The organism is Zavarzinia sp. (assembly GCF_049306435.1).
GTDB lineage: Bacteria > Pseudomonadota > Alphaproteobacteria > Zavarziniales > Zavarziniaceae > Zavarzinia.
Map to the genome: position 1 here is coordinate 1 of NZ_JBAQRT010000007.1, position 11,146 is coordinate 11,146.

13 protein-coding genes are annotated in these 11,146 nt (G+C 67.9%); all 13 read left to right on the plus strand.

The window, feature by feature from the left end; all coding sequences use genetic code 11:
* A partial coding sequence (locus WAZ62_RS00450) for a glycoside hydrolase family 3 N-terminal domain-containing protein (protein WP_422641561.1) occupies positions 1-750 on the plus strand: 750 nt, incomplete at its 5' end.
* Positions 747-1,439, plus strand: a complete 693-nt coding sequence (locus WAZ62_RS00455) for a site-2 protease family protein (RefSeq protein ID WP_422641562.1) — start codon at positions 747-749, stop codon at positions 1,437-1,439. The genes WAZ62_RS00450 and WAZ62_RS00455, both read left to right, overlap by 4 nt.
* A gap of 9 nt (positions 1,440-1,448) precedes the next feature.
* Positions 1,449-2,246: a segregation and condensation protein A gene (locus WAZ62_RS00460; RefSeq protein WP_422641563.1), complete on the plus strand. Its 798-nt coding sequence runs from the start codon at positions 1,449-1,451 to the stop codon at positions 2,244-2,246.
* The gene (gene scpB, locus WAZ62_RS00465) at positions 2,243-2,971 is read left to right on the plus strand and encodes an SMC-Scp complex subunit ScpB (RefSeq protein ID WP_422641564.1); all 729 of its coding nucleotides are present in this window, start codon (positions 2,243-2,245) and stop codon (positions 2,969-2,971) included. Before WAZ62_RS00460 ends, scpB begins: the two co-directional genes overlap by 4 nt.
* 90 nt (positions 2,972-3,061) lie before the next feature.
* Positions 3,062-4,753 (plus strand): ABC transporter permease, encoded by a 1,692-nt coding sequence (locus tag WAZ62_RS00470; protein WP_422641565.1) that lies wholly within the window; start codon positions 3,062-3,064, stop codon positions 4,751-4,753.
* Between the two features lie 18 nt (positions 4,754-4,771).
* Positions 4,772-5,800 (plus strand): ABC transporter ATP-binding protein, encoded by a 1,029-nt coding sequence (locus WAZ62_RS00475; RefSeq protein ID WP_422641566.1) that lies wholly within the window; start codon positions 4,772-4,774, stop codon positions 5,798-5,800.
* Positions 5,801-5,924: 124 nt separating this feature from the next.
* Entirely contained in the window at positions 5,925-6,158 is a 234-nt protein-coding gene (locus WAZ62_RS00480) for a twin-arginine translocase TatA/TatE family subunit (RefSeq protein ID WP_422641567.1), read from the plus strand.
* A 95-nt stretch (positions 6,159-6,253) separates the two neighbouring features.
* A complete protein-coding gene (tatB, locus tag WAZ62_RS00485) occupies positions 6,254-6,664 on the plus strand; it encodes a Sec-independent protein translocase protein TatB (RefSeq protein WP_422641568.1) in 411 nt (136 codons plus the stop codon).
* A gap of 1 nt (position 6,665) precedes the next feature.
* Entirely contained in the window at positions 6,666-7,502 is an 837-nt protein-coding gene (gene tatC / locus WAZ62_RS00490) for a twin-arginine translocase subunit TatC (protein ID WP_422641569.1), read from the plus strand.
* Between the two features lie 69 nt (positions 7,503-7,571).
* Positions 7,572-8,840, plus strand: coding sequence for a serine--tRNA ligase (gene serS, locus WAZ62_RS00495; RefSeq protein WP_422641570.1), 1,269 nt, complete (start codon positions 7,572-7,574; stop codon positions 8,838-8,840).
* Positions 8,833-9,636, plus strand: a complete 804-nt coding sequence (gene surE, locus WAZ62_RS00500; RefSeq protein ID WP_422641571.1) for a 5'/3'-nucleotidase SurE — start codon at positions 8,833-8,835, stop codon at positions 9,634-9,636. The genes serS and surE overlap by 8 nt, the downstream gene beginning before the upstream one ends.
* A gap of 4 nt (positions 9,637-9,640) precedes the next feature.
* Positions 9,641-10,282, plus strand: a complete 642-nt coding sequence (locus WAZ62_RS00505) for a protein-L-isoaspartate(D-aspartate) O-methyltransferase (protein WP_422641572.1) — start codon at positions 9,641-9,643, stop codon at positions 10,280-10,282.
* Positions 10,283-10,373: 91 nt separating this feature from the next.
* Positions 10,374-11,146: LysM peptidoglycan-binding domain-containing protein (locus WAZ62_RS00510; protein ID WP_422641573.1), on the plus strand; the 773-nt coding region annotated here is incomplete at its 3' end.

An 11,146-nucleotide genomic window follows, 5' to 3' on the forward strand; every position in this document is an offset into this window, starting at 1 on the left:
CTCGACGGCGGCGCCGCCCAGCGCGCGGCCTGGCTGCAGGCCCGCCTGATCGCCGATGATCTCCGGGCCCTCGGCATCGATGTCGACTGCCACCCTTGCATCGATATTTGGGTGCCGGGCGCCCATGACGTGATCGGCGACCGCGCCTTTTCCGACGATCCCGCCCTCGTCGCCGACCTTGGCCGTGCCGCTTGCGAAGGCTTGCTGGCCGGCGGCGTCTTGCCGGTGATCAAGCATCTGCCGGGCCATGGCCGGGCGATGGCGGACAGTCATGTCGCCCTGCCCGTGGTCGATGCTCCCCTCGCGCTGCTGGAGGCGACGGATTTCGTGCCCTTCGCCGCCCTGTCCGACATGCCCGTCGCCATGACCGCCCATGTCGTCTACACGGCGATCGATGCCGACCATCCGCTGACCCAATCGGCGGATGGCATTTCCAATCTGGTGCGCGGCCGCCTCGGCTTCGACGGCGTTCTCGTCTCCGACGATCTCAACATGCAGGCCCTGGCCGGCTCCCTCGCCGAGCGGGCGGCGGCGGCCCTCGATGCCGGCTGCGATCTCGCGCTTCATTGCAGCGGCAAGCTGGACGAGATGGACGGGCTTTTGCCGGCGATCCCGCTGCTGGACGGCGATGCGCTGGCGCGCTGGAAGCTGGCGGCCTCGCGCCGGGCGCCGGCCCTGCCCTTCGACCGGGCGGCGGCCAGGGCCGAACTCGACACGCTGGTCGCGGCCGGGACGGAGGCGGGGGCATGATGCCGCTCGCGCAGTTTCTGCAACAAGTCTCGGTCTGGGCGCTGCCGATCATCTTCGCCATCACCCTGCACGAGGCGGCCCATGGCTTCGTCGCCGACCGGCTGGGCGACCCGACGGCGCGACTGCTCGGCCGGGTGTCGCTCAATCCGCTGCGCCACATCGATCCCCTGGGCACGGTGATCCTGCCCCTGCTGCTGTTGATGACGGCGGGTTTCGCTTTCGGGTATGCCAAGCCGGTGCCGGTCAATTACCGCAACCTGCGGAGGCCCCGGCGGGATTCCGTGCTGGTCGCGGCCGCGGGGCCGGGGGCCAATGTCCTGATGGCCCTGGTCGCGGCGCTGCTTCTGCACGCCGTGCCCTATCTGCCGGAACAGGCGGCGACCTGGCTGGGCGCCAATTGCGTCAACGCGGTCATGATCAATGTCATTCTCGGCGTCTTCAACATGATCCCGCTGCCGCCCCTCGATGGTGGCCGGGTCGCCGTCGGCCTGCTGCCCCGGGCATTGGCCTATCCGCTGTCGCGGGTGGAGCCCTATGGCATGTTGATTGTTTTTGGCGCTGTCTTCCTCATTCCGATGATCGCGGGCCAGTTTGGCCATGACTTCAATCCGGTGTTCCAGGTGCTGCGTCCGGTGATGAACGGCGTCATCCAGCTTTTGCTCTCGCTTGCGGGCTCGCCTCTTTCGTAAACTGGCCCCATGAGCGACAAGCCCGGTCCATCGCTGCCCTTCGAGGATCAGATCCCGCCTGTCATCGGCGAGGACGGGGAGATTCTGACCGTCGATGTCGAGGGCTTCGAGGGGCCGCTCGATCTTCTGCTCGCCCTGGCCAAGGCGCAAAAAGTCGATCTGAAGAAGATCTCGATCCTGAAGCTGGCCGACCAGTATCTCGTCTTCGTCAACGAGGCGCGGCACCTGCGCCTCGAACTCGCGGCCGATTATCTCGTCATGGCGGCCTGGCTGGCCTATCTGAAATCCCGCCTGATGCTGCCCGAGCCGCCGGCGGGCGAGGAGCCGTCGGGCGAGGAACTGGCCGCCCGTCTGGCCCTGCAGCTGGAGCGGCTGGAGGCGATCCGCGCCGCCGCCGCCAAGTTGATGTCGCGCCACCAGCTGGGCCGCGATGTCTTCGCCCGGGGCGCGCCCGAGGGCGTGACCGTGGTGCGGAAATCGAACTGGTCCACCAGCCTCTATGATCTGATCAAGGCCTATGCCGACTGGGCGGCGCGCAAGACCGGCGGTCATCTGACCGTGAAGCTGCCGCCCATCTTCACCATGGAGGCGGCGATCCACCGTCTCTCCGCCATGCTGGGCATCGAGCTCGACTGGACGCGGCTGGAAATGTTCATGCCCGACGATTTCACCGATCCCCTCGGCCGTCGCTCGGCCCTGGCGGGGACTTTCGCCGCCAGTCTCGAGTTGGTGCGCCAGGGCAAGATCCAGCTGCGCCAGACCGAGGCCTTCGCCCCCATCTTCATCCGCAAGGCCCGCGACGAATGAACGACGAACCCGAGCTTTCCCCCGAAGACCCGGATATCGAGGCCGAGGCGGAGGGCGAGGCCGCGCCCCGCGCCCTCGACGACGCCGACCTGCTGCACTATAGCCGCATGATCGAGGCGCTGATCTTCGCCGCGGCCGAGCCGCTGGATGAAGCCAGCCTCGCCCAGCGCCTGCCGCCCGGCATCGAGATCCGGCCCCTGATCGAGCGGGTCAGGGCGGCCTATGAGGGCAGGGGGGTCAATCTGATCGAAGTGTCCGGCCGCTGGACGTTCCGCACCGCGCCCGATCTCGCCTTCCTCCTGCGCCGGGACACCGAGGAGACGCGGCGCCTGTCGCGCGCAGCGATCGAAACCCTGGCCATCGTCGCCTATCACCAGCCGGTGACGCGGGCGGAGATCGAGGCGATCCGCGGCGTCGCCGTCAGCAAGGGCACGCTCGACGTCCTCCTGGAGACGGGCTGGGTCAAGCCGGCCGGCCGCCGCAAGACCCCGGGCCGGCCCCTCACGTTCAAGACGACGGATGTCTTCCTCGACCATTTCAGCCTCGCCCAGATCGGCGACCTGCCGGGCATCGAGGATCTGAAGGCGGCCGGTCTCGTCGATCCCCGGCAGGCCATGCCGGTCATCGGCCGGGACGAGGATCTGGAGCCGCTGGACGAGGACGAGGCGCTCGATGCTCTCGACCCTGGCGAAGATGTCGCACCGGAGGGGGGCAGCCCTGCGTGATGGCGGGCTTGCGTCTGGCCGGGTTACTGATAATCATTCGCAGGGTGGTGCGCCGGTAGCGGCCGCGTCTCCTGGAGCATCGGCATTCAAGTGGCACTTACCGATTACCGTCTTGGCGCCAAAGCGATCGCGCGCAGGCACTGGTGGCCCAGGGGCTGGACCTTGCTGGCGCTCGGCATCGCCGCGATCTTCGCGTTGCCGGTGGTCATGGTCGCCTCGGCCGCGCTGTCGCCGGCGGGGGATACCTGGCGGCATCTCAGCGAAACCGTGCTGCCGCTCTACGTCACCAACAGCATCATCCTCATGCTGGGGGTCGGCATCGGCACGGCGGTAATCGGGGCGGGGACGGCCTGGCTCGTCACCATGTGCCGCTTTCCGGGCCAACGCCTGTTCGAATGGGCGCTGTTCCTGCCCATGGCGGTGCCCGCCTATGTCCTGGCCTATACCTATACCGGCCTGTTCGACGTGGCGGGGCCGGTGCAGGGCCTGCTGCGCGACCTGACCGGCTGGGCGGTGCGCGACTACTGGTTCCCCGACATCCGCTCCATGCCCGGGGCCATCGCCATGATGGTGCTGGTCCTTTACCCTTACGTCTATCTGGTGACGCGGGCGGCCTTCCTCGAACAGTCGGTCTGCGCGCTCGAGATCGGGCGGACGCTCGGCTGCTCGCCCTGGGGCGCGTTCTGGCGCATCGGCCTGCCGCTGGCCCGGCCGGCGCTGGCGACCGGCGTCGCGCTGTCGCTGATGGAGGCGCTGGGCGATTTCGGCACGGTGCAATATTTCGCCGTCGATACCTTCACCTCGGGCATTTTCCGCACCTGGCTGGGGCTGGGCGATCCGGTTTCGGCCGCCCATCTCGCCGCCCTGCTGCTGGTCGCCATCGCCGTCCTGATGCTGGGCGAGCGTTATGCCCGGGGCTCCGCCCGGTTCCATCACACGACGACCCGTTACCGCCCGCTGCCGCGCCTTGCCCTGAAACCTGTATCGGCGGTCGTCGCGACGCTGGCCTGCGCGCTGCCGATCCTGCTCGGCTTCGTGCTGCCGGCGATCGCGCTCTCGATCTGGGCGCTGGGGGAGGATGGCATGGCCCTCGGTCCTTTCCTGACCTATGCCCGCAACACGCTGACCCTGGCGCTGCCGACGGCGGCGCTGGCGGTCGGGCTCGCGGTGCTGCTCGGCTATGGCCAGCGGCTGGGTCTTTCGCGGGTAGGACGGGTGGCGATCCGCGTCGCCGCCATGGGCTACGCCATTCCGGGGGCGGTGATCGCGGTCGGCGTTCTCGTGCCCATCGCCGGTCTCGACAACGCGGTCGATGCCTGGATGCGGCGCACCTTCGGCGTCTCGACCGGCCTCGTGCTGACGGGATCGATCGCCGCCGTCGTCTTCGCCTATCTGGTGCGGTTCCTGGCGGTCGCCTTCAACACCGTGGAATCGGGCCTCGAGAAAGTGACGCCCAGCATGGATGCGGCCGCCCGCAGCCTGGGGCGCAGCCCGCTCGATACGCTGCGCCGGGTGCATCTGCCGATGATGCGGGCCAGCCTGACCACGGCGGCGCTGCTGGTCTTCGTCGACGTGATGAAGGAATTGCCGGCGACCCTGATGATGCGGCCGTTCAATTTCGACACGCTGGCGATCAAGGCCTATGAACTCGCCAGCGACGAGCGCCTGCCGGAGGCGGCCCTGCCGTCGCTGGCCATCGTGTTCGTCGGCGTCATTCCGGTCATCCTGATGAGCCGGGCCATTGCAAAGGCGCGGCCGGGGTCGCAGTCTGCCGGCTCCTGACGAGGTTTAGCGAGTGTCATGGCCGGTCTTGCCTTTTCCAATGTCACCCATCGTTTCGGCCAGCGCATCGCCGTCGAAAATCTGAACATCGAGATCGAGGCGGGCGAGGTCGTGTGCCTGCTCGGTCCATCGGGCTGCGGCAAGACCACGACTTTGCGCCTCGCCGCCGGTCTCGAGATCCTGCAGCAGGGGAGGATCGACATCGGCGGGCGCGTGGTGGCGGACGAGCGTGGCAGCCTCGCGCCCGAGAAACGCCATGTCGGCCTGATCTTCCAGGATTACGCGCTGTTCCCCCATCTCTCGATCCTCGACAATGTCGCCTTCGGCATCACCCGGCGCGATGCGCTGGTCGAGGCGCAGGCCGCGCTCGACAAGGTCGGGCTCGGCGATCGCGGGCGCAGTTTCCCGCATATGCTCTCGGGCGGCGAACAGCAGCGCGTGGCGCTGGCCCGGGCGATCGCGCCCCGGCCGGCGGTCATGCTGATGGACGAGCCCTTCTCGGGCCTCGACGTTCGCCTGCGCGACCGGGTGCGGGACGAGACCCTGGCCCTGCTGGCCTCGACCGGGGCGGCGGTGCTGCTCGTCACCCATGATCCCGAGGAGGCGATGCGGATGGCGAGCCGCATCGCCCTGATGCGGGCGGGCAGGGTGGTTCAACTCGGCACGCCCGAGGAGTTGTATAACCGGCCGGCGGATGCCGGCGCGGCGCGCTTCTTCGCCGAGGCGAATGCCTTCGCCGGCATCGTGGGCGAGGGCGGACGAGTGGAAACCCCGCTTGGCGGCTTCGCGGCGCCGGGCCTCGCGCCGGGGGCGCGGGCGGAGGTTTTGATTCGGCCCCATGCCATCCGCATCGACGATTCGGGCGCGGGGCAATCGGTTCGCGTCCTGCGTGCCCGGCTGCTTGGTGCCGACAGTCTGGTTGAATTTTCTCTCGGCGAAGGTCTTCCGCCGCTGGTCGCGCGGCTCACGCCGCCGCATTTACCCCCCGCCGGGACAGAAATGCGCATTTCCCTCGACCCCGGACAGTGTTTTGTCTTTGCGGCGTAACGGAAAGCCCCCAAATAAGCAGGGTGACGGGCGACGCACCGTATTTCTGCGCGTTGCCTCCTCAATGCCCTTCGGGCAATATCCGGCCTCGCTGGGCCATGGTTTTTAAGAAGGAGAATTGGCGATGGGTGCGATGAGCTTGTGGCATTGGCTAATCGTCATCGCCCTGGTCGTCCTGTTGTTCGGCGGCCGCGGCAAGATTTCCGAATTGATGGGCGATGTGGCCAAGGGCGTGAAGAGCTTCAAGAAGGGCATGGCGGAAGAACCGACCCCGCCGGCTCCGACCGATTCCGCCCGCCAGGTGACGATCGACGGCACGGCCGAAAAGGCGAAGAGCCAGGACGCCCAGAAGGTCTGAGCTTCGGCTTTCTCGTTCTTTTGTAAGGGCTTGCAGGGCCGCTCCCTGCGAGCGTAACCGCTTGCAGGGCCGCGCCCTGCCGTGGAGACAGGCGCATGTTCGATCTCGCGTGGTCCGAGATCCTCCTCGTCGGTATCGTCGCGCTTCTGGTGGTCGGTCCCAAGGAATTGCCGGATCTGCTGCGCACGGTCGGGCGCTGGATGCGCAAGGCGCGTTCCATGGCGTCCAACTTCCAGTCGACCTTCGACCAGATGATGCGCGACGAGGAACTGGCCAAGACGCGCCAGGACCTTGAACGCTCGATGTCCGGTGATCCCGCCCTGCCGCGGCCGTCCTACGCGGCCGAGCCACGTCCGGCCCCCCTGGAGGAGGACGAGGGATTCGACGATGATATCGCCGACACGGTCGCCGATGTGATCAGGGACACCGATGCCGCGGCTGAAGCCGCGGCGACCACGGCTCCGGCCAAAGCAGAAACACCGCCGGCAGGCAGCACAGGGGCCTGACATGGCTGCGAAAAAGCAGGACGAAGACCACATCGAGGCCAGCCGCGCGCCGCTGGTCGAGCATCTGACCGAGTTGCGCCGCCGTCTGATGTACAGTGTCGCGGCCCTCGTGCTCTGCATGGTCGGCTGCTACCTGATCTCGGATCAGATCTATGCCTTCCTGACCAAGCCGCTCTATCAGGCCATGGGGGAGTCCGCGGCGACGCGGCGCATGATCTATACCGACCTGACCGAAGCCTTCTTCACCTATATGAAGGTCTCGTTCTTCGGTGGCGCCTTCCTCGCCTTCCCGATCATCGCCAGCCAGATCTACATGTTCGTGGCGCCAGGCCTTTACCGCAACGAACGGGGCGCCTTCCTGCCCTTCCTGATCGCGACGCCGGTGCTGTTCATCACCGGCGCGGCGATGCTCTATTACCTGATCCTGCCGCTGGCCTGGCACTTCTTCCTGGGTTTCGAAGCCCCCGGCGGCGGCGGCGCCCTGCCGATCGAGCTCGAGCCCAAGGTGAACGAATACCTCAGCCTCGTCATGGCGCTGATCTTCGCCTTCGGCCTCAGCTTCCAGATGCCGGTGGTGCTGACCCTGCTGGGCCGGGCCGGGATCATCTCGTCGAAGACCCTGTCGTCGAAGCGGCGCTATGCGATCGTCGGCGTCTTCGCCTTCGCCGCCGTGGTCACCCCGCCCGACATGATCAGCCAGGTCAGTCTGGCGATTCCCATGCTCGTCCTCTACGAGGCGTCGATCATCGCCGTTCGCCTGATCGAGCGCAGCCGCGCCAAGCGCGAGGCCGAGGCCGAAGCGGAAGAAGACGCCGACAGCGAAGCCCCGGCCCCCTGAGTGCTGGACGGACTCGTGCCCTGTTCCCTATAAGGACAGGGCACACCGCCGTCTTTGAGCTTTGCCCCCATGCATGACCTGAAACTGATCCGCGACAACCCGGAAGCCTTCGACGCCAGCCTCGCGCGGCGCGGCTTTCCGGCCTCCGCCGCCGCGGTGCTCGACCTCGATCTGAAGCGGCGCGACGCGCAGACCAGGCTGCAGGTCATGCAGGCGCGGCGCAACGACGCCTCGCGCGAGATCGGCCAGGTGAAGGGCAAGGGCGGCGACGCCTCGGCGCTGATGGCCGAGATCGCCACCCTGAAGTCCGATATCCAGGCGGCGGACGAGGCGGACAAGGCCCTCGCCGTCGAGATGGACGGGCTGCTGTCCTCGATCCCCAATCTGCCGGCGGCAGAGGTGCCCGAGGGCGGCGAAGAGGCGAATACCGAGATCCGCCGCTGGGGCACGCCGCGCCTCGCCGAAGGCGCCGCCCATTACGAATTGGGCGAGGGGCTCGGTCTGATGGATTTCGAGGCGGCGGCCCGCATGTCGGGCGCGCGGTTCGTCGTCCTGAAGGGCGCGCTGGCGCGGTTGGAGCGCGCGCTCGGCCAGTTCATGCTCGACCTGCACACGACCGAGAACGGCTACACGGAAGTGGCGCCGCCGGTTCTCGTCCGTGATCAGGCGGTCTACGGCACCGGGCAGCTGCCCAAATTCGCCGAAGACCTGTTCCGCACCACCAACGGCTTCTGGCTGGTGCCGACGGCGGAAGTGCCGCTGACCAATCTCGTCCGCGAGCAGATCCTCGACGATGCCCAGCTGCCCTTACGCTTCACCGCGCTCACCCCCTGTTTCCGGTCGGAAGCGGGCGCGGCGGGCCGTGACACCAGGGGCATGATCCGCCAGCACCAGTTCGCCAAGGTCGAACTGGTCTCGATCACCACGCCCGAACAGTCGGCGGCCGAGCACGAGCGCATGACCGCCTGCGCCGAAGAAGTGCTGAAGCGTCTCGACCTGCCCTATCGCGTGCTGCTGCTGGCGGCGGGCGACATGGGTTTCGGCGCGGTCAAGACCTATGACCTCGAGGTCTGGCTACCGGGGCAGAAGACCTATCGCGAAATCTCCTCCTGCTCCAACTGCGGCGACTTCCAGGCGCGGCGGATGCAGGCGCGGGCGCGGGCTTCGGGTGCGAAGAATGCCCGGCCGGTGCATACGCTGAACGGCTCGGGCCTCGCGGTCGGCCGGACGCTCGTCGCGGTGCTCGAGAATTACGCCCAAGCCGACGGCTCGATCGCGATCCCGGCCGTGCTGCAGCCCTATATGGGCGGTCTCCAGACGATCCACCCCCATGCCTGAGGCCGGGGACAAACCGCTGCGCATCCTCGTTTCCAACGACGACGGCATCCATGCCCCCGGGCTGAAGGTGCTGATCGGCATCGCCCGCGCGCTCAGCAGCGATGTCTGGGTGGTGGCGCCCGAGACCGAACAGTCCGGCGCGTCCCATTCGCTGACGCTGACCGAGCCCCTGCGCATCCGCAAGGCGGGGCCGAAGCGTTTCGCCGTGTCGGGCACGCCGACCGATTGCGTGATGATGGCGATCGACAAGATCATCACCGGACGGAAGCCCGATCTCGTGCTGTCCGGTGTGAACCGGGGCGGCAATATCGGCGAGGACGTGACCTATTCCGGCACGATCGCCGCCGCCATGGAAGGCACCATGCTGGGCGTGCCCTCGATCGCTTTCAGCCAGGTCATCGGTTTCGACCGGACGAAGCCGATCCAATGGGCCTGCGCCGCCGCCCATGGCGCCGCCATCGCCCGCAAGCTGATCGAGACCGGCTGGCCGCGCGACGTGCTGATCAACGTGAATTTCCCGCCGGTGCCGCCGGACGAGGTGACCGGGGTCCGGGTCAGCCATCAGGGTCGGCGCGGCGTCGGCAATCTCTTCGTCGACGAGCGGGTGGATGCGCGGGGCAACAATTACTACTGGCTCGGCTATCGCCGCAGCCCCGAGCCGCCGGAGAGCGATTCGGATATCGAGGCGGTCCATGCCGGGGCGATCTCGGTGACCGCCCTGCATCTCGATCTCACGCATTACGATACACAGGCCACCCTGCGCCGCGCCTTTTCCGGCCTTCAACTGAACGAATGACGTCATGGGGACCGACACCGAAAAGGCCAGCCTGGTCCTCAGTCTCCGTCAGCAAGGCATCGTGGACCTGCGCGTGCTGGGCGCGATCGAGGCGATCCCGCGCGAGCGTTTCGTGCCGCCCGCGCTCGCTCACAAGGCCTATGAGGACACGGCTCTGCCCATCGCCGGCGGTCAGACCATCAGCCAGCCCTTCATCGTCGCCTACATGACCCAGATGCTGGATGTCGGGGCGCGGCACCGGGTGCTGGAAATCGGCACGGGGTCGGGCTATCAGGCGGCGGTGCTCGCGAAACTGTGCCGCCGTGTCTATACGGTGGAGCGGCGGCGCAACCTGATGCGCCATGCCGAGCGGCTCCTGAGCGATCTTCATATCCACAATGTCGTCACCAGGCTGGGCGACGGCGCCAAGGGCTGGCCCGAACAGGCGCCCTTCGAGCGCATCATGGTCACGGCGGCGGCGCCCAGCGTGCCGCAGGCCCTGATCGAACAACTGGCCGAGGGCGGCGTCATGATTCTGCCGGTCGGTCCGGTGCATGGCGATCAGGAAATCTGGCGGGTGCGCCGCCAGGGCGCGGAAGCGCTCTACGAGAAACTCATGCCGGTGCGCTTCGTGCCCCTCGTCGAAGGCGTCCTGCGGGACGATTGACGCGGCACCCCGGCGAACCGAGACTGCAGCCATGGTTTGGAGCGGCCCTTATCCCGTGATTCGGCTGGCGGCGTGGCTTGCCGGCGGCTTGATGTTGTCGTCCTGCGGGGGACGGACGGAGCCCGCGCCCGTCGAATATATCGGCGGCGGGCACCCGTCCCCGACCGGGACGATCACGGGCGGCGGCAGCGCCGAGCCCATGCCGGAAATCGAAGCCGCGCCCCTCGCGCCCGTCAGTCGGGGCGGGGGCATCACGGCGACCCCGCTCGACAGCACCCCGTCCGCGCCGGTGGAAACGGCGCCGGTGCCGGTTGCCCCCATGGTCACGCCTGACGCGGAAACGGTCCCCACGGGCGCCACGACCGTGGTGGCGCAGGGCGAATCGCTGAACGCCGTGGCGGCGCGCACGGGCGTGCCCCTGCGCGACCTGATTCTGGCCAATAATCTCTCGGCGCCCTTCTCGGTCAAGCCGGGGCAGGTGCTGCAACTACCGCAGGTGCGCTATCACACGGTGGTGACGGGTGACACCGTCTACAACATCAGTCGGCGCTATGGCGTCGATCAGGCCAGCCTGATGGCCGAAAACGGCATTTCGCCGCCCTTCACCGTGAAACTGGGCCAGAAGCTGCGCATTCCGGGCCAGGTGGAAGCGCCGTCCGCCGCCCCTGTCGCGGCCCCGACGATAGCGGTGCCGGTCGCGACCGAGCCGGCCGCTGCGGTGCCCGAGACGGTGCCCGAGATCATCGAACCCGATCCCGACAGCCTGCCGCCGCCAAAACCCGCGACGAGCGATGCCGTCAGTCCCGAGGCCGGCGATACGGCGGCCCTATCCAGTCCGCTGACCGCCATCGCCGTGCCCCAGCC